The sequence below is a fragment of the Rossellomorea sp. GAMAL-10_SWC genome, from assembly GCF_049568075.1.
In the GTDB taxonomy this organism is placed as follows: Bacteria; Bacillota; Bacilli; order Bacillales; family Bacillaceae_G; genus Gottfriedia.
This window is the reverse complement of the sequence record NZ_CP144911.1, coordinates 4053129-4073184: the sequence shown is the minus strand read 5'-3', so window position 1 is coordinate 4073184 and position 20056 is coordinate 4053129. Positions and strand designations below refer to the sequence as shown.

At 35.7% G+C, this 20056-nt stretch carries 17 protein-coding genes and 1 riboswitch; of the genes, 16 read left to right on the top strand and 1 reads right to left on the bottom strand.

Annotated elements, in window-relative coordinates:
- The first annotated feature begins 170 nt into the window (after nt 1-170).
- A riboswitch (purine riboswitch) is annotated at nt 171-272 on the top strand.
- A 132-nt stretch (nt 273-404) separates the two neighbouring features.
- From purE to purD, 12 genes are all read left to right on the top strand, one after another.
- Complete coding sequence (purE, locus tag V5E38_RS19695) at nt 405-890, top strand: 5-(carboxyamino)imidazole ribonucleotide mutase (RefSeq protein ID WP_097973951.1); 486 nt, start codon at nt 405-407, stop codon at nt 888-890.
- Complete coding sequence (gene purK / locus V5E38_RS19690; RefSeq protein ID WP_499211247.1) at nt 887-2035, top strand: 5-(carboxyamino)imidazole ribonucleotide synthase; 1149 nt, start codon at nt 887-889, stop codon at nt 2033-2035. Before purE ends, purK begins: the two co-directional genes overlap by 4 nt.
- Entirely contained in the window at nt 2032-3327 is a 1296-nt protein-coding gene (gene purB / locus V5E38_RS19685; protein WP_069032643.1) for an adenylosuccinate lyase, read from the top strand. Before purK ends, purB begins: the two co-directional genes overlap by 4 nt.
- Nucleotides 3328-3442: 115 nt before the next feature.
- On the top strand, nt 3443-4165 hold the full coding sequence (gene purC / locus V5E38_RS19680) for a phosphoribosylaminoimidazolesuccinocarboxamide synthase (RefSeq protein WP_499211246.1): 723 nt from the start codon (nt 3443-3445) through the stop codon (nt 4163-4165).
- A complete protein-coding gene (gene purS, locus V5E38_RS19675) occupies nt 4153-4407 on the top strand; it encodes a phosphoribosylformylglycinamidine synthase subunit PurS (protein ID WP_335478165.1) in 255 nt (84 codons plus the stop codon). The genes purC and purS overlap by 13 nt, the downstream gene beginning before the upstream one ends.
- Entirely contained in the window at nt 4404-5087 is a 684-nt protein-coding gene (purQ, locus tag V5E38_RS19670; RefSeq protein WP_499211245.1) for a phosphoribosylformylglycinamidine synthase subunit PurQ, read from the top strand. The genes purS and purQ overlap by 4 nt, the downstream gene beginning before the upstream one ends.
- Complete coding sequence (gene purL, locus V5E38_RS19665) at nt 5071-7290, top strand: phosphoribosylformylglycinamidine synthase subunit PurL (RefSeq protein WP_335478167.1); 2220 nt, start codon at nt 5071-5073, stop codon at nt 7288-7290. The genes purQ and purL overlap by 17 nt, the downstream gene beginning before the upstream one ends.
- Entirely contained in the window at nt 7275-8687 is a 1413-nt protein-coding gene (purF, locus tag V5E38_RS19660; protein WP_499211244.1) for an amidophosphoribosyltransferase, read from the top strand. The genes purL and purF overlap by 16 nt, the downstream gene beginning before the upstream one ends.
- Before the next feature lie 85 nt (nt 8688-8772).
- Nucleotides 8773-9810 (top strand): phosphoribosylformylglycinamidine cyclo-ligase, encoded by a 1038-nt coding sequence (gene purM, locus V5E38_RS19655; protein WP_499211243.1) that lies wholly within the window; start codon nt 8773-8775, stop codon nt 9808-9810.
- Entirely contained in the window at nt 9810-10373 is a 564-nt protein-coding gene (gene purN / locus V5E38_RS19650) for a phosphoribosylglycinamide formyltransferase (protein ID WP_499211242.1), read from the top strand. Before purM ends, purN begins: the two co-directional genes overlap by 1 nt.
- Before the next feature lie 48 nt (nt 10374-10421).
- A complete protein-coding gene (gene purH, locus V5E38_RS19645) occupies nt 10422-11957 on the top strand; it encodes a bifunctional phosphoribosylaminoimidazolecarboxamide formyltransferase/inosine monophosphate cyclohydrolase (RefSeq protein ID WP_499211241.1) in 1536 nt (511 codons plus the stop codon).
- A gap of 19 nt (nt 11958-11976) precedes the next feature.
- On the top strand, nt 11977-13242 hold the full coding sequence (purD, locus tag V5E38_RS19640; protein WP_499211240.1) for a phosphoribosylamine--glycine ligase: 1266 nt from the start codon (nt 11977-11979) through the stop codon (nt 13240-13242).
- A gap of 109 nt (nt 13243-13351) precedes the next feature.
- Here the strand turns inward: purD and V5E38_RS19635 are convergent, their stop codons facing one another.
- Nucleotides 13352-13609 (bottom strand): YgaP family membrane protein, encoded by a 258-nt coding sequence (locus V5E38_RS19635; protein ID WP_286133437.1) that lies wholly within the window; start codon nt 13607-13609, stop codon nt 13352-13354.
- A gap of 221 nt (nt 13610-13830) precedes the next feature.
- Here V5E38_RS19635 and pcrB point away from each other — a divergent pair, with 221 nt between their 5' ends.
- The 4 genes from pcrB to V5E38_RS19615 all read left to right on the top strand — a co-directional run bounded on the left by pcrB (nt 13831) and on the right by V5E38_RS19615 (nt 19995).
- Nucleotides 13831-14529 (top strand): geranylgeranylglyceryl/heptaprenylglyceryl phosphate synthase, encoded by a 699-nt coding sequence (gene pcrB / locus V5E38_RS19630; protein ID WP_499211239.1) that lies wholly within the window; start codon nt 13831-13833, stop codon nt 14527-14529.
- A complete protein-coding gene (gene pcrA, locus V5E38_RS19625) occupies nt 14529-16706 on the top strand; it encodes a DNA helicase PcrA (RefSeq protein ID WP_097973973.1) in 2178 nt (725 codons plus the stop codon). The genes pcrB and pcrA overlap by 1 nt, the downstream gene beginning before the upstream one ends.
- A gap of 16 nt (nt 16707-16722) precedes the next feature.
- A complete protein-coding gene (gene ligA / locus V5E38_RS19620; RefSeq protein WP_499211238.1) occupies nt 16723-18723 on the top strand; it encodes an NAD-dependent DNA ligase LigA in 2001 nt (666 codons plus the stop codon).
- A 69-nt stretch (nt 18724-18792) separates the two neighbouring features.
- Nucleotides 18793-19995, top strand: a complete 1203-nt coding sequence (locus V5E38_RS19615; protein WP_499211237.1) for a CamS family sex pheromone protein — start codon at nt 18793-18795, stop codon at nt 19993-19995.
- The last annotated feature ends 61 nt before the right edge of the window (nt 19996-20056 follow it).

Genomic DNA, 20056 nt, shown 5'->3' with positions numbered 1-20056 from the left:
GATAATAGAAATCCGAATAAGAAATAAAAAAATAACAGTTGCTATCAGTAATTTAATAAAAATAGGCATCATAGAATGTATAAAACTGCGTAAAACACGAACATTAAAATATTTTTTAAGAAAAACATTCATATTTTATTGAAAAAAGAGTTATAAATTGATACTATAGAGATAGGAAATTTAGCAAACCTCATATAAGTTTGGGAATATGGCCCAAAAGTTTCTACCTAGTAACCTTAAATTACTGGACTATGAGGGGAAGTTAATCACACGTGTACGTAAATTAGTATACGCCTAAGTAGATTATCTTTCTCACCATAGAGGGATATTTCTATTTAGGCGTTTTTTGTTGGAAATTTATAGTAAAAATAAAAAAATAGCGAATAAACTTGGGGGAAAAGCAGATGAAACCGGTAGTTGGTGTCATTATGGGGAGTACAAGTGATTGGGAAACAATGAAACATGCTTGTGATGTGTTAGAAGAGTTAAATATAAGCTATGAGAAACGAGTTGTTTCAGCACATCGTACACCAGATTTAATGTTTGAGTATGCAGAATCAGCTAGAGAACGTGGTATTAAGGTAATTATTGCAGGTGCAGGCGGAGCTGCTCACTTACCAGGAATGGTAGCAGCAAAAACGACACTTCCAGTAATAGGTGTACCAGTACAATCAAAAGCTTTAAATGGATTAGATTCATTATTATCAATTGTGCAAATGCCAGGTGGAGTACCTGTTGCAACTGTTGCGATTGGTAAAGCAGGTGCGACGAATGCAGGCTTACTTGCAGCTCAAGTATTAAGTATCCAAGATCAAGAAGTTTATTTAGCGTTAGAAACTCGTCGTGAAAACACTACTAAACAAGTTCTAGAAAGCAGTGAATCACTATGAATAGCAAAGTAATTCTACCAGGACAAACAATAGGAATCATCGGAGGAGGCCAACTTGGAAGAATGATGGCGCTTTCGGCGAAAGAAATGGGCTATAAAATAGCTGTTCTAGATCCTACTCCAAATTCACCTTGTGGGCAAGTATCTGATATAGAGATTACGGCTGAGTATTCTAATTTAGAAGCAATTAAACAGCTTGCGAAAGTAAGTGATGTTATAACATATGAATTTGAAAATATTGATGTAAACGCACTTGAGTATTTAGATGAGCATTCCTATTTACCTCAAGGCAGTGAGTTATTAAAGCTAACAAGAAATAGATTAACTGAAAAAACAGCTATTCAAAATTTAGGTATAAAGGTTGCTCCATTTCAACTAGTAGAAAATGAAGAGCAATTTTCTGAGGCAGTTACGAAAATAGGTTTACCAGCTGTTTTGAAAACAACAACAGGTGGTTATGACGGAAAAGGGCAAGTTGTTTTAAGATCTGAAGAAGACTTTGTTGAAGCGTTAGAACTTGTTAAAAAACAGCAATGTATTCTTGAGGGCTGGGTTCCTTTTGAAAAAGAATTGTCAATAATTGTCGCAAGAAATAGTAATGGAGAGATAAATACCTTTCCAATAGCAGAGAATGTTCATATAAATCAAATTCTGCATACTTCATCTGTACCAGCAAATACTTCAAAATCAGTAATAGAAACAGCAGAGAACTATGCAAAAAAAGTAGCTAGCTCATTTCATCTTGTAGGTGTTTTAGCAATTGAGTTATTTGTAACAGAAGATGAGCAGGTTTATATAAATGAATTAGCTCCGCGTCCACATAATACAGGACACTATACAATGGAGGCAGTTGAAACTTCGCAATTCAAGCAGCATATTCGAGCGGTTTGTAATTTACCATTAGGAAATACGGAATTACTAAAACCAGTTGTAATGGTGAATATATTAGGTGAACATGTTGAAGAAGTATTGAATGTAATGCAAAATGATAGTACATTAAATGTCCATCTTTATGGTAAAGAAGAAAGCAAAAAAGGCCGTAAAATGGGACATATTAATATAATGGCAGCATCAACAGAACTAGCGATGCAAAAAGTACAAGAGTTAGGGATTTGGAAACAAAACCCGGTGGAGGTAAAAATATGATTGAACGTTATTCACGCCCAGAAATGGCAGCAATTTGGACAGAAGAAAACAAATTTAAAGCTTGGTTAGAAGTTGAAATCTTAGCATGTGAAGCATGGGCTGAATTAGGAGATATTCCTAAAGAAGACGTAAAAGTGTTACGCGAAAAAGCTTCTTTCGATATAAACCGTATTTATGAAATTGAAAAAGAAACACGTCATGACGTAGTTGCATTTACACGTGCAGTTTCTGAAACATTAGGCGACGAACGTAAATGGGTACATTATGGCTTAACTTCAACTGATGTAGTAGATACGGCACTGTCATACTTACTACGTCAGGCAAATGATATTTTATTAAAAGATTTAGAGAATTTCATTGGAATTCTTGAAACGAAAGCTAAAGAACATAAGTACACAGTAATGATGGGACGTACTCACGGTGTACATGCAGAACCAACTACTTTTGGTTTAAAACTTGCCTTATGGACTGAAGAAATGAAGCGTAACTTAGAGCGATTTAAGAATGCGATTGAAACAGTTCGAGTAGGCAAAATCTCAGGCGCTGTTGGAACTTACGCAAATATTCCTCCGTTTGTTGAAGAATATGTTTGTGAAAAGTTAGGAATTCAAGCAGCTCCAATTTCAACTCAAACTTTACAACGTGATCGTCATGCTCACTACATGGCAACATTATCTTTAATTGCAACTTCAATTGAGAAGTTTGCAACTGAAGTACGCGGATTACAAAAAAGTGAAACACGCGAAGTTGAAGAATTCTTTGCAAAAGGTCAAAAAGGCTCTTCTGCAATGCCACATAAACGTAATCCAATTGGGTCTGAAAACATGACAGGTTTAGCTCGTGTAATTAGAGGTCATATGGTTACAGCTTATGAAAATGTATCACTTTGGCATGAAAGAGATATCTCACATTCATCTGCAGAAAGAATCATCTTACCAGATGCTACAATACTTTTAAATTACATGTTAAATCGATTTGGAAATATTGTTAAAAACCTTACAGTATTCCCTGAGAATATGAAACGTAATATGGATCGTACTTACGGATTAATTTATTCTCAGCGTGTACTTCTTGCTTTAATTGAAAAAGGAATGTCACGTGAAGAGGCTTATGATACTGTTCAACCAAAAGCAATGGAAGCTTGGGAAACTCAAGTACAGTTTAAAGAGCTTGTAGAAGCAGAAGAAAAAATTACTTCTTTATTATCTCAAGAAGAAATTAATGATTGCTTTGACTACAGCTACCACTTAAGTCAAGTCGATACAATTTTTGAACGCTTAGGATTAAATTAATAAATATTGTTTGGCTAAGATTAGAGAAAAAAATTCTTAGCCAAACAATTCAAATAACAGATCAAGCAGAAATTCTATTGGGTGTTTAAATGAGGATATGGGAGGCATTGTTAGCATGGCAGAGCAAGTAATGTTGTATGAGGGAAAGGCAAAAAGAATTTTCTCAACTGAGAATCCTGAAATTGTAAGAGTTGAGTACAAAGATTCAGCAACTGCATTTAACGGTGAAAAGAAAGCAGAAATTGCTGGTAAAGGTCGCTTGAATAATGCGATTACTAGTTTACTATTTTCAAAGTTAAAGGAATCAGGTATTGCATCTCATTTTGTAGAAAAAACATCAGAACTTGAACAACTTGTAAAACGAGTAACAATTGTACCAATTGAAGTAGTTGTTAGAAATATCGTTGCTGGTAGCTTATCGAAACGCATGGGATTAGATGAGGGTGTTAAGTTAGAAAAACCAATCATTGAGTTTTATTACAAACGTGATGATTTAGGTGATCCAATTATTAATGAAGATCATATCGCTGCACTTAAACTAGCAACAACTAAAGATCTTGAAACAATTAAAGAGATTGCTCTCCGTGTTAATGATGTACTAGTAGAACAGTTTAATGCATGTAATGTTCGATTAGTCGATTTTAAATTAGAGTTTGGCAAATTAAATGATGGAACAATTTTGTTAGCAGATGAGATTTCACCAGATACTTGCCGATTATGGGATAAAGATACAAACGCGAAATTTGATAAAGATGTATTCCGTAGAGATTTAGGTAACTTAACAGATGGATACGAAGAAATTTTAAAACGCTTAGGGGGATTATCATGTTCAAAGTAAGAGTATTCGTTACATTAAGAGAAAGTGTTTTAGATCCACAAGGAAATGCAGTTAAAAACGCACTTCATAGCATGAATTTTAGCGATGTTCAAGATGTTCGTATCGGTAAATATATGGAATTATTAATTGATAAAAATGTTGCAGATTTAGATACTACAGTAAAAGAAATGTGTGAAAAGTTATTAGCAAACATCGTAATTGAAGATTACCGTTATGAGGTAGAGGAGGTAGTCGCACAGTGAAGTTTGCAGTAATTGTGTTCCCGGGCTCAAATTGTGATGTTGATATGTATCATGCAATCAAAGATGAGTTAGGCGAAGAAGTAGAATACGTATGGCATGATTCAACGAATTTAGATGAATTTGATGGTATCTTATTACCAGGTGGCTTCTCATATGGAGATTACTTACGCTCTGGCGCAATTGCAGGTTTTGCAAACGTGATGGATGCGGTGAAGAAAGCTGCTGCTGAAGGTAAACCAGTATTTGGCGTTTGTAATGGATTCCAAATCCTAACTGAAGCAGGTCTACTACCAGGTACTCTTAGACGTAATGAGAAATTAAAATTTATGTGTAAACAAGTAGAGCTAGTTGTTGAAAACAATGAATCTATGTTTACAACTGGTTATGAAAAAGGTCAAGTAATTACTGTACCAATCGCACACGGTGAAGGAAATTACTATTGCGATCAAGAAACATACGAAGCACTTAAAAATAATAATCAGATAATTTTCCGTTATCAAAATAATCCGAACGGTAGTTTAGATGATATCGCAGGAATTGTTAATGAAAAAGGAAATGTATTAGGTATGATGCCACACCCTGAGCGTGCAGTTGATGCATTATTAGGTAGTGCAGACGGACTTCAACTATTTCGTTCGATTGTAAGAAACTGGAGGGAAAACCATGTCGTTACTTCTTGAGCCAAATCCAATTCAAATTGAAAATGATAGAATTTATGCCACTATGGGCTTAACTGATGAAGAGTTTCAATTAGTCAAATCAATTATTGGTCGCAATCCGAACTATACAGAGCTTGGATTATTCTCAGTAATGTGGTCTGAACATTGTAGTTATAAAAACTCAAAACCTTTATTACGTAAATTCCCAATAAGCGGTGAGCATGTTTTACAAGGACCAGGTGAAGGAGCAGGTATTGTTGATATTGGCGATGAGCAAGCTGTCGTATTTAAAATCGAAAGCCATAATCACCCTTCTGCAATTGAACCATACCAAGGTGCTGCAACTGGTGTAGGTGGAATTATTCGTGATGTATTTTCAATGGGAGCACGTCCTGTTGCACTTCTAAATTCTTTACGATTTGGAGAATTAGAAACTCCAAGAGTTAAGTATTTATTTGAAGAAGTAGTTGCAGGTATTGCTGGTTATGGAAACTGTATTGGTATTCCAACAGTTGGTGGAGAAGTAAACTTCGATCCATGTTACGAAGGCAATCCTTTAGTAAATGCAATGTGTGTTGGATTAATCAATCATAAAGATATTAAAAAAGGTCAAGCACATGGTGCTGGAAATACAGTAATGTACGTTGGTGCTTCAACTGGTCGTGACGGAATTCATGGTGCAACTTTTGCTTCTGAAGAGTTATCTGATGCATCTGATGAGAAACGCCCAGCGGTACAAGTAGGCGATCCATTTATGGAGAAGTTATTACTTGAAGCATGTTTAGAAGTTGTTCAAAATGACGCTCTTGTTGGTATTCAAGATATGGGTGCAGCTGGATTAACATCTTCATCTGCTGAAATGGCTTCAAAGGCAGGTATGGGAATTGAGATGAATCTTGATTTAGTTCCTCAACGTGAAGCTGGTATGACAGCTTACGAAATGATGCTATCTGAATCTCAAGAACGTATGTTACTAGTTGTAGAAAAAGGTAGGGAGCAAGAAATCGTAGACTTATTTGAAAAGTATGATCTACATGCTGTATCAGTAGGACGTGTTACAGATGATAAGATGCTTCGCTTACTTCACAAAGGTGAGGTTGTAGCTGAATTACCTGTAGATGCTCTTGCTGAAGAAGCTCCAGTATATCATAAGCCATCAACTGAACCTGCATATTATGGTGAGTTCCAAGCGATGGAAAACTATATTCCTGAAATTAGTGATTCAAAAGAAACGTTAAAACAATTACTTTCTCAACCTACAATCGCAAGTAAAGAGTGGGTTTACGGTCAGTATGATTATATGGTTCGTACAAATACAGTAGTTGCTCCAGGTTCAGATGCTGCAGTAATCAGAATTCGTGATACAAAAAAAGCTCTAGCAATGACAACTGACTGTAATGCACGCTACTTATATTTAGATCCTGAAGTTGGTGGGAAAATTGCAGTAGCAGAAGCAGCTCGTAATGTAGTTTGTTCAGGTGCTCGTCCACTTGCAATTACAGATTGCTTAAACTTCGGAAATCCTGAAAAACCTGAGATTTTCTGGCAGTTAGAAAAAGCAACAGATGGTATGAGTGAAGCTTGTAATGTATTAAGTACTCCAGTAATTGGTGGTAACGTATCATTATATAACGAAACGAATGGTGAAGCAGTTTACCCAACTCCTGTAGTTGGTATGGTAGGTCTAATTGAAGATGTCGAGCATATCACGACTCAAAACTTTAAAACTGCTGGCGATTTAATTTATGTAATCGGCGGAGCAGAAGCTGAATTCGGTGGAAGTGAGCTTCAAAAATTATTAAATGGCAAAATCTTTGGTAAAGCACCAAGTATTGATTTAGCTGTTGAATCTAGTCGCCAAGAGCAAATTCTTGCTGCTATTCAAGCAGGTGTAGTTGCTTCAGCACACGATATTTCTGAGGGTGGTTTAGCTGTAGCAATTGCAGAAAGCACATTTGGTCCGTCAGAAGTTGGTGCAACTATTACGATTGAAGGAAATGAGGTTGTTTCATTATTTAGCGAAACTCAATCACGTTTCTTACTTTCAGTTAAACCTGAACATAAAGTACAATTCGAAGCATTAGTAGATGCAAAGTTAATCGGTACAGTTACAGAAGAAACATCAGTAACAGTTCGTAATGAAAATAATGAAACAGTTCTTCATGCTTCAGTTGAGGAACTGAAACAAGCTTGGAAAGAGGCGATCCCATGCTTGCTGAAATAAAAGGACTAAACGAAGAATGTGGAATATTTGGAATTTGGGGGCATACTGATGCTGCCCAAATCTCCTACTATGGTCTTCATAGCTTACAACATAGAGGCCAAGAAGGAGCTGGAATTGTTGTAACGAATGGGGATGAACTTGAAGGGGCAAAAGGACTTGGTTTAATAACAGAAGTTTTCAGTAAAGGTCAATTAAATGATTTACACGGAAAAGCTGCTATTGGTCATGTTCGTTATGCAACTGCTGGTGGAGGCGGCTATGAAAATGTTCAGCCTCTATTATTCCAATCGCATACTGGAAGCATTGCTCTTGCTCATAATGGTAATTTAGTAAATGCTTCAAGATTACGTAAAGATTTAGAGATGCAAGGTAGTATTTTTCAAACTACTTCTGATACTGAAGTACTTGCTCACTTAATTAAACGTAATGGTTCTGCTCCATTAAAAGATAGCATTAAAGCATCTTTAAATATGATCAAAGGAGCTTTCGCTTACTTAGTTCTAACAAAAGATGCAATGTATGTTGCACTAGATCCAAATGGCTTTAGACCATTAGCGTTAGCTAAACTAGGTGACGCTTATGTTGTAGCTTCAGAGACGTGTGCATTTGATGTAGTCGGAGCGAAATATATTCGAGATATTAATCCGGGAGAATTACTTATTATTTCAGACAAAGGAGTGGAAACTGATCAGTTTACTTCATCAGTTAATCACACAATTTGTAGTATGGAATATATTTATTTCTCTCGTCCTGATAGCAATATTGATAATATCAATGTTCATGCTGCACGTAAAAATATGGGGCGTGTATTAGCGAAAGAAGCTCCTGTTGAAGCGGACGTAGTAATCGGTGTTCCAGATTCAAGTATTTCAGCCGCAGTTGGTTACGCTGAAGAATCTGGTATTCCATATGAACTTGGATTGATTAAAAATCGCTATGTAGGTCGTACATTTATTCAACCTTCTCAAGAACTTAGAGAGCAAGGGGTTAAGATGAAACTTTCTCCAGTTCGTTCAATCGTTGAAGGGAAACGTGTAGTAATGGTAGATGATTCAATCGTTCGTGGAACTACAAGCCGCCGAATCGTACAAATGTTACGTGATGCAGGTGCAAGTGAAGTTCATGTTCGTATTGGCGCACCACCATTGAAAAATCCTTGCTATTACGGTATTGACACTTCTACAAGAGAAGAGTTAATTGCTGCAACTAATACAATAGAAGAAATTTGCGAAGAAATTGGTGCAGATTCATTAGAATTTATTAGTTTAGAAGGACTACTAAATGCTATTGGTAGAAATCATGAGGGACCAAATAGAGGCCAATGTACTGCTTGCTTTACAGGGAAGTATCCAACAGTAATCTATGATGAAAATGAATTAGTACATTCTCATAATTAATATTAAAAAACAGAGGCGGTGAGCAAAGTCGCCGCCTCTTTTCAATTGAATCTATTCATAAGGAACTGAAAGGGGAAATCATCACATGGCGAATGCATATAAACAAGCTGGAGTAGATATCGAAGCTGGCTATGAAGCAGTGAACAGAATGAAGAAACACGTTCAAAAAACAATGCGTCAAGAAGTTCTTGGTGGATTAGGAGGATTTGGAGGAATGTTTGATCTTTCCAAATTTAACTATAAGGAACCGGTTCTTGTATCAGGGACAGATGGAGTAGGAACAAAATTAAAATTAGCTTTCCAAATGGACCGTCACGATACGATCGGCATTGATGCAGTCGCGATGTGTGTGAATGATATTGTGGTTCAAGGAGCGGAGCCTTTATTTTTCCTAGATTACTTAGCAGTTGGCAAGGCTGTACCTGAACGAATTGAGCAAATTGTAAAAGGTGTATCTGATGGCTGCGTTCAAGCAGGCTGCGCTTTAGTCGGAGGAGAAACTGCAGAAATGCCTGGTATGTATCCAGAGAATGAATATGACGTTGCTGGTTTTGCAGTAGGAATTGCTGATAAGTCGAAGCTTGTAACAGGTCAAAACATTAAAGAAGGAGATATCTTATTAGGAATCTCATCAAACGGGATCCATAGTAATGGATATTCTCTAGTTCGTAAGGTTTTATTAGAAAAAGGTGGCTTAACGCTTGATCAAAACATTGATAAATTAGGTCATACTTTAGGCGAAGAATTACTACGCCCAACTAAAATTTATGTAAAACCAATCTTAAATGTTCTTAAAAAGTTTGAAGTAAAAGGTATGGCACATATTACTGGTGGTGGGTTTATTGAAAATATCCCAAGAATGCTTCCAGAGGGAATCGGCGCAGAAATTGATTATGGTTCATGGCCAATCCAACCAATCTTTGATTTATTAGAAGAGATTGGTGAATTGAAGCGCGAAGAAATGTTTAATATTTTTAATATGGGTATTGGTATGGTTCTTGCGATTAGTGAAGAGAACTTACATGACACTATTAAACTATTAGAAGAAGACGGAGAAAAAGTATTTATTATCGGAAGAACAAAAGCAGGTGAAGGTGTAACCTTTGGCGGAGGTTCTCTGTAATGAAGAAGATTGCCGTATTTGCTTCAGGAAATGGCAGTAACTTTCAAGCCATTCTTGATGCAACTCTAAGCGGAGAAGTGAATGCTGAAGTGAAGTTACTTGTTTGTGATCGTCCAAATGCATTTTGTATCGAACGTGCAAAGCAAGCAAATATTCCATCATTTATATTTTCAGCGAAAAACTATGAATCAAAAGAGCAGTATGAAGGTGAAATTATTGCCCATCTTAAAGTGTTAAATGTCGAATTTATCGTTTTAGCTGGCTATATGAGATTGATTGGTCCGACAATTTTAGACTCATTTCCTGGGAAAATAGTAAATATTCATCCTTCATTTCTACCATTATTTCCTGGAAAAGACGCAATTGGTCAAGCTCTCCTAGCAGGTGTCGAATCGACTGGTGTAACGGTTCATTATGTCGATGAAGGAATGGATACTGGTCCAATTATTGCGCAAGAAGAAATTCTAATTGAAAAGGGAGATTCGAAGGAATCTCTTGAGCACAAGGTTCATAGTGTCGAGCATGTTTTATATGTGCAAACACTAAAAAAATTGTTTAGTTAACTAGATTTAGATATAGAGCATGAAATCGATTAGATAGGGGAATGTATCATGAAAAAACGAGCTTTAGTTAGCGTTTCAGATAAACAAGGGATTATTGAATTTGTAAGTGGATTAATTAAACATGATTTTGAAGTTATTTCAACAGGTGGAACTTATAATTTATTAAAAGATGCTGGATTAAATGTAATTGGTATTTCGGAAGTAACTAACTTTCCAGAAATTATGGATGGTCGTGTAAAAACATTACATCCTTCAATTCACGGAGGTTTACTAGGTGTTCGTTCAAATGAAGAACATATGCGTCAAATGAACGAGTTAGGAATTCAACCAATTGATTTAGTTTGTGTAAATTTATATCCGTTTAAAGAAACGATCATGAAGCCTGATGTTACATTTGAAGATGCAATTGAAAATATCGATATCGGTGGCCCTACAATGCTTCGTTCAGCAGCTAAAAATCATGAATTTGTATCAGTAGTAGTTGACCCAACAGATTATGAAGTAATTTTGGCTGAGTTAGCTGATAATAATACGGTTTCTATTACTACGAACCGTCGATTAGCAGCTAAAGTTTTCCGTCATACTGCAGCTTATGATTCATTAATTTCTAATTATTTAACAGAGCAAGTAGGAGAAGAAAATCCTGAAAGCTATACTGTTACTTACGAATTAAAACAATCTTTACGTTATGGTGAAAATCCTCACCAAAAAGCGACATTCTATCGTGCTCCAATGCCAACAGTTTCGTCTATTGCTTATGCAGAGCAATTACATGGTAAAGAGCTTTCTTATAACAATATTAATGACGCTAATGAAGCATTAAATATTGTACGTGAATTCTCAAATCCAGCTGTTGTCGCTGTAAAACACATGAATCCTTGTGGAGTCGGAGAAGGCACTACAATTGAAGAAGCTTATGATCGTGCTTATACTGCTGATCCAGTTTCAATTTTTGGAGGAATTATTGCGACAAACCGTGAAGTTGATGCTGCAACAGCTAAGAAAATGCATGAATTATTCTTAGAAATTATTATCGCTCCTTCATTCAGTGAAGAGGCTTTAGAAATCTTAACTAGTAAAAAGAACTTACGTTTATTAACAGTGGACTTAAAAACTAAGCCTTCGTTTGCACCTAAATTAACGACTGTTCATGGTGGTTTATTACGTCAAGATATGGATACATTTGGATTAGATGATGCAACAGTTACAATCCCTACAAAACGTCAACCGACTGAAGAAGAGTGGGAGAATTTAAAATTAGGTTGGAAAGTTGTAAAGCATGTTAAATCAAATGCAATTGTTTTAGCCAAGGATCATATGACAATCGGTGTTGGTGCAGGTCAAATGAATCGTGTTGGAGCTGCAAAAATTGCGATTGAACAAGCTGGCGAAAAATCAATTGGTGCAGCGTTAGCTTCAGATGCATTTTTCCCTATGAATGATACAGTAGAAGCAGCGGCTAAAGCTGGTATTACAGCAATTATTCAACCGGGCGGATCAATCAAAGATGAAGATTCAATTAAAAAAGCTGATGAATATGGAATTGCAATGGTCTTTACAGGGGTTCGTCACTTTAAACATTAAGAAATAAGGAGATGACAAGATGAAAGTATTAGTCATTGGTCGCGGAGGCCGTGAGCATACAATTGCTTGGAAGGTAAATCAATCGGAGAATGTAACAGACGTATTTGTTGCTCCAGGAAACGATGGAATGATTGATGTTGCAACACTTGTCAATATTGATGAAAGTGACCATGAAGCACTTATTGCATTTGCAAAAAAGGAAGAAATTGATTTAACAATCGTTGGTCCTGAAGTTCCTTTAATGAACGGAATTGTAAATGATTTTCGAGCTGCTAATTTAAAGATATTTGGTCCAACTAAGGAAGCTGCAATTATTGAGGGAAGTAAAAGTTTTACAAAGGATTTAATGAAAAAATACGCGATCCCGACTGCAGCTTATGAAACGTTTACTAATTTTGAAGAAGCAAAAGCATATGTTGAAAATGTTGGCGCACCGATTGTTATTAAAGCTGATGGTCTAGCAGCTGGTAAAGGTGTAGTTGTAGCGATGACAATAGAAGAAGCAATTGTAAGCCTTCATGACATGCTACTTGATGAAAAGTACGGCGATGCGAGTGCATCTGTAGTAATTGAAGAATATTTGGAGGGCGAAGAATTCTCGCTAATGTCATTTGTTAACGGGAATAAGGTTTATCCTATGGTAATCGCCCAAGACCATAAACGTGCTTATGATGGAGATAAAGGACCTAATACGGGTGGTATGGGTGCTTATTCGCCAGTACCACAAATCTCAGAGTCAGTTGTTGAACAATCTTTAAACGAAATAGTAGTACCAGTCGCAGAAGCAATGATTTCTGAAGGAAGACTTTTTACTGGAATACTTTATGCTGGTTTAATGTTAACAAGCCAGGGACCTAAAGTAATTGAGTTTAATGCAAGATTTGGCGATCCAGAGACGGAAGTTGTATTACCTCGTTTAGAGAGTGAGTTAGCTGAAGTATTATTAGCAATATTAAATGAAGAAGAAATTAATTTAGAATGGTCAGAAGAAGCTGTTGTTGGAGTTGTGCTTGCTGCAAATGGATATCCTGAAGTTCCTGAAAAAGGTACTGTAATATCTGGATTAAATAATGTAAGTAATGAAACAATGGTATTCCACGCTGGTACGAAACTTGAAAATAATGAATATGTTACAAATGGTGGACGAGTATTAATTATTGCACATAAAGGAAGCTCCATTAATGAAGCTTGCGAAAATGTATATAAACAAATTAATACGGTTCAATCAACTGGCTTATTCTATCGCCACGATATAGCGCATAAAGCAATTAAAGTAAATAATTAGTAAAAAAGGGTCGTCATTTATTATTAATGACGACCCTATTTCTTGTTAAAATAAGAACTAATGTTCTATTTTTATCTATACAATCTACTCCATTTTTGATAAACTACTTTTATGAAGGTTGAACATAATCTTCGAATGTATCTCCCTCGTCGTGTTTATCTGCCATAATCTTACATTTCTTACCTAGAGCAGTCATTGGGCAAAAACGTAATACTCCCTCTGCAACTTTCATGGCACCGATTATGATCAAAATGATTACAGAATTACTACATCTTCTGCGTGTAAGCTTTGCTGTGCCGTAAGCTAAAATTGTTAAGCCAGCAGTTATACGGATAAGTGCATTTATAATGCTAATATTTGGTCTCAACAGTAACTCCCCTTATAATAAGTATCAGTGACTACATCACTCTTTACCATTTTTCCCTTTAATTGTTTCAATATCATAGGAAACAATTAGTATTAATTACTTAAAATGGGGACGTTGGGTTACTTTTCCTTTTCAATAAGATACAATACATTTATATTTTTGATAAAAAGTACTTAATAAAAATAGATAAATTAATGTAAAAAACAATTCCGGAGGACAAAATGTACGATTATTCACAATGGAATCACATATTTAAATTAGATCCAAACAAAGAAATCTCTGATGATGAATTAGAAAAAATTTGTGAGTCAGGAACGGATGCAATATTAGTTGGTGGAACGGACGATGTAACGTTAGATGCTACGATCTCTCTACTAGTTAGAATAAGACGCTATGCAGTACCATGTATTTTAGAGGTATCAAATCTTGAAGCCGTAACACCAGGATATGATTTCTACTTTATCCCGACAGTTTTAAATAGTAATGATCCAAAGTGGATTATTGGAATGCATCAACAAGCAATGAAAGAATTCGCTCATTTAGTTCATGCCGAAGAATTGGTAATGGAAGGTTATTGTATATTAAATGAAGATTGTAAGGCTGCAAAGCTGACAAATGCAGTAACAGATCTTTCAATAGAAGATATTGTCGCTTATGCGGAAGTTACTGAGCAATTATTAAAATTACCAATTTTTTATTTAGAATATAGCGGAACATATGGTTCACCTCAGGTGGTAGAAGAAGTATCAAAAGTATTAAACAACGCGAAATTATTCTATGGCGGGGGAATATCATCAGCTCAACAAGCAATTGAGATGAAGCAATTTGCTGATACGATTGTTGTTGGGAACATTATATATGATAACTTACAAGAGGCTTTACTTACTGTGAAAGCTGTGGAAGAAGGGGCGACGAAGTAATGAAAACAGCAGAAGAATTATTGCAAGGTTTAAATCCAATGCAAAAAGAAGCCGTTAAAACGGTTGATGGTCCTTTATTAATTATGGCTGGAGCAGGTTCAGGTAAAACTCGTGTACTAACACATCGAATTGCTTATTTATTAGGAGAAAAAGGTGTCGCTCCATGGAATATACTTGCGATCACCTTTACAAATAAAGCAGCTAGAGAGATGAGAGAGCGTATATTTAATCTAGTTGGAAAAGATGCAGAAGATATTTGGGTTTCCACATTCCACTCAATGTGTGTGCGCATTCTTCGTAGAGATATTGATCGAATTGGCTTTAACAGAAGCTTTTCTATATTAGATACAACTGACCAATTAACAGTCATAAAAAATATTCTGAAAGAGAAAAACTTAGATTCAAAGAAATTTGATCCTCGTAGTATTCTAGGTTCTATTAGTAGTGCAAAAAATGAACTGCAAACTGCTGCAGATTATTCAAGAGATGCTTTTACTCCATTTGAAAAAGTTGTTGGAGAAATTTATGCATCTTATCAAGATCGACTACGTAAAAATCATTCATTAGACTTCGACGATTTAATTATGATGACAATTAATTTATTTGAACGTGTTCCAGAAGTACTACAATATTATCAACGAAAATTTCAATATATTCACGTGGATGAGTATCAAGATACTAATCATGCTCAGTATAAAATTGTAAAATTGCTTGCCGAGCAATTTAAAAATATTTGTGTAGTTGGTGATTCAGATCAATCAATTTATCGCTGGCGTGGAGCAGATATTTCTAATATTCTTTCATTCGAAAAAGATTATGATAAAGCACAAGTAATTCTGTTAGAACAAAATTACCGTTCGACTCAAACGATTCTAGATGCTGCTAACGCAGTTATCACGAACAATTCAAACCGTAAAGCGAAAAAGCTTTGGACAGAAAATGGACAAGGTACACCGATACATTATTTTAGAGCTGCCTCAGAACAGGACGAAGGATATTTTGTGGCTGGAAAGCTAGCCGAGTGGAAAAAAGAAGGAGTTCATCAATATGGTGATGTTGCTATTCTTTATCGTACGAATGCGCAATCACGTGCAATGGAGGAAGTTTTAGTTAAGTCTAATATTCCTTATAAAATGGTCGGCGGAGTAAAGTTCTATGATCGTAAAGAGATTAAAGATATACTTGCTTACTTAAGATTTATTGCAAATCCAGATGATGAGATTAGTTTTTCAAGAATTATTAATGTCCCAAAACGTGGTGTGGGAGCGGCATCTGTAGATAAAATTATTAACTATAGCATAATGAATGACCTATCTCTGTCAGATACTTTAGAGCAAATTGACTTCGTTGGATTAAGTGGAAAAATTACGAAAGCAATTGGAGATTTCCATGCTATGGCTAAAAACTGGCAGCAAATGTTGGATTATTTATCAGTTACCGAGCTTGTTGAGGAAGTTCTTGATAAAACAGGCTATATCCAAGTGTTAAAAGATGAAAATACTATTGAATCTGCTTCAAGAATTGAAAATATTGAAGAGTTTTTAACAGTTACAAACGCTTTTGAAGAAAGCAGTGAAGATAAAAGTTTAGTATCATTTTTAACTGATTTAGCTTTAGTATCTGATATCGATCAAGCCGATAAAGAAGAGTCACAAGCAGATGAGGTTATCCTTATGACGCTTCACTCTGCAAAAGGATTAGAGTTCCCAGTAGTGTTTCTAATCGGTTTGGAAGAAGGTATTTTCCCACATAGCCGTTCTTTAATGGACGAAGAAGAAATGGAAGAAGAAAGACGATTAGCATATGTAGGAATAACACGTGCTGAAAAGAATTTATATATTACAAATGCTCAAACACGTACACTTTATGGTCGCACTAGTGTAAACCAAGAATCTCGCTTTATTAATGAAATTCCTGATGAGCTATTAGATCGTGCTAATAAGAAAGTAGTAACTGAGCGCCGTGCTGTATCTAGACCAGCGGTGGCAATGAAAACAACAGGTGGAGAGTCACTAGGTTGGAGAGTTGGAGATAAAGCTTCTCATGGTAAATGGGGAATTGGTACAGTTGTAAGTGTAAAAGGAGAAGGCGAAGCAATGGAGTTAGATATTGCATTCCCAAGTCCTGTTGGTATTAAGCGTTTATTAGCAAAATTTGCTCCAATTACGAAAGCATAGAAGGGATGGAGAGCTCTTGGACCAAAAAATCATTGATAAAGTTGAAGAACTAAGAACAAAATTAAATCAATACAACTATGAGTATTATGTATTAGATCAGCCATCAGTGCCAGATGCCGAGTATGACTCACTATTACATGAATTAATTGAATTAGAAGAACAATATCCAACTCTGTTAACACCTGATTCTCCATCACAACGTATAGGTGGACAGGCAATTGATTTGTTCGAAAAAGTCGTTCATAGTCATCCAATGTTAAGCCTAGGAAATGCGTTTAATGAAGGAGATTTAAGAGATTTCGACCAAAGAATTAGACAGGATTCTGCGGGAGTATCTTATGTTTGTGAACTTAAAATAGACGGCTTAGCGGTTTCACTTCAATATGAAAATGGATTGTTTGTCAAAGGTGCAACTCGTGGTGATGGTACAGTTGGAGAAGATATTACGCATAATTTAAAGACGATTAAAGCAATTCCATTAAGACTTTCTGAGCCAATTACAATAGAAGCTCGTGGTGAAGCATTCATGCCAAAAGCTAGCTTCGAAAAGGTTAATGAATCGCGTGAAAAGAATGGGGAAGAATTATTTGCAAATCCAAGAAATGCAGCGGCTGGTTCATTACGCCAACTTGACCCGAAAATTGTTGCAAAGAGAGATTTATCGTTCTTCGTTTATGGATTCCCAACAGCTGAGGAATTTTCAATTCAAAAGCATAGCGAAGCATTAGACTATCTTCACAAACTTGGATTTAAAACAAATACTTTCCGCAAAACATGCCATACAATCGAAGAAGTAATTGAATACGTTGAAGAATGGAAAGAAAAACGCCCATCATTGCCTTATGAGATTGATGGAATTGTCATAAAAGTGGATGAATACAGTATTCAGAAAAAGTTAGGATCAACAGCAAAAGTACCAAGATGGGCTATTGCATATAAGTTCCCAGCTGAAGAGGTAGTAACCAAATTAGTCGATATCGAATTAAGTGTTGGTCGTACAGGTGTGGTAACACCGACTGCAATTTTAGAACCTGTTCGTGTTGCAGGTACAGTAGTAAAACGTGCATCGCTTCATAATGAAGATTTAATTAAAGAAAAAGACATTCGAATTGGTGACACAGTCGTTATTCGCAAAGCTGGAGATATTATTCCTGAAGTAGTAAATGTACTATTAGATCGTCGTACTGGTGATGAACAGCCTTTTGCAATGCCAACTCACTGCCCTTCATGTGATCATGAGTTAATAAGAGTGACAGGTGAAGTAGCACTACGTTGTGTAAATCCCTTCTGTCCATCTCAAATTCGTGAAGGATTAATTCATTTTGCGTCTCGTGATGCAATGAATATCGAGGGTCTAGGTGAAAGAGTAGTATCACAACTATTCGATGCTAATTTGATTAAGACATTTACAGATCTTTATATTCTAACGAAAGAACAATTATTATCACTTGAACGATTTGGAGAAAAGTCAGCAGATAAATTAATTTCTGCAATTCAAGCTTCTAAAGAAAATTCACTTGAAAAATTATTATTTGGTTTAGGTATTCGTCATGTTGGAGCTAAAGCAGCAAAAACATTAGCTCAACATTTCCAAACAATTGATCGACTGATGGAAGCATCGGTTGAGGAAATAACCGGAATTAATGAAATTGGTTCTAAAATGGCCCAGTCAATTAATGATTATTTTTCACAAGACGAAGTAAAAGAACTTATTTCAACGTTTAAAACTGTTGGAGTAAATACTGAATATAAAGGGATTCAAGTAGAAAATATTATTATGGATTCTCTTTTTGCTGGTAAAACAGTAGTATTAACTGGTAAGCTAGAACAGATGACTAGAAGTGAGGCTAAGAAACAGTTAGAAGCACTTGGCGCAAAAGTAGCAGGAAGTGTTAGTAAGAGTACTGATCTAGTCATTGCAGGTGAAGCAGCTGGATCAAAATTAGATGCTGCACGAAAATTAAATATCGAGATTTGGGATGAAGAGAGAATGATTAAAGAGCTTCAACCACAATAATTTCAATCAACTAGAGGACGGATTAATAATAGTAGTTCGTTCACTTAATAAGTAGAAGGTGTGAGTTAGATGAAAAAACGTATAGGAATGCTCCTATGTTGTTTTTCGCTCATCTTATCTGGCTGTTCATTATCAATAAAGAATGAAGATAAGGTTGTACAAGAGAGCAATAACAAAAAAGGGGAAGACGCAATTATTCCCCGTTATTCAATTTCAAATGATTACTACAAGACAATACTTCCATTTAAACCGAGTAAAACAAGAGGTGCTGTCGTTGCGAATATCGATAATAGACTTGATATTAGTGAATTTGAATTAGGTTTAATGCGAATTGTACAAGAGCAATATTCAACAAAAGATTATCTGTATCAAGAAGGACAATTATTAAGTAAAAAAACGGTGGAATCTTGGCTAAAAAGGAAGTATACTCCTTCACAATTTAAACAAAAACAAGATGCACTAAAAGCGGCAAATTTAAAACCGAATTCGATTACAAATGATGGATTGAATCCAATTCAAACGGACACAAAAAATCTTACTGAAGATCAAAAAGCTAAACAAGCTCCGATTTTTTTAAATTCTATTTTAGAGCAAGATTATCTAAAAAAGGAAGGTAAAGAAGTTAAAGTTGAGGGCGTAGCAATTGGTTTAGCAATGAACTCTGTTTATTATTATCAAGAGGAGCACGGCTACCCAAGAGAGCTTAAAATTCCTCAAGATGAAATGATTAAACAAGGTAAAGCGATCGCGCAAGAAATTTTAACGCGAATGCGAAAAATGGACGAATTTAAAGATATACCAATCACATTTGCTATTTTCCGTCAGCAAAGTCAGTCATCTGTAGTACCTGGAAACTATGTTGCTATGACTTCAGTGTCTGGAAATAACTTCTCAATTAGCAACTGGGATAAAATAAATGAGAAATACTATTTATTCCCTTCAGCTGCTGCAACTGCAGATTACCGAGATGATGCAATGAAAATGGTTAATTTTAAATCAGATATAGAAAATTATTTTCCGAATTATACTGGTGTTGTAGGTACTGGTTTTTATAAGGATAATGAATTAATACAACTAAAAATTGATATACCTATGCAATTTTATGGTAAGGCAGAAGTCATAGCTTTTACTCAATATGTAGCGGGACTTATGATGGACCATTTCCCTTCATACTTAAAGGTTGAGACGAATATATTCTCATCAAATGGACAGGAAGCACTCATCGTAAAAGATGTAGATGCTAAGGAACCAAGTGTGCATATTTATAACTAAAAGGAAGAGGACAACTCTTCCTTTTTTTTAATATAAGGGAAGAATCTGTAAGCGTTTCATA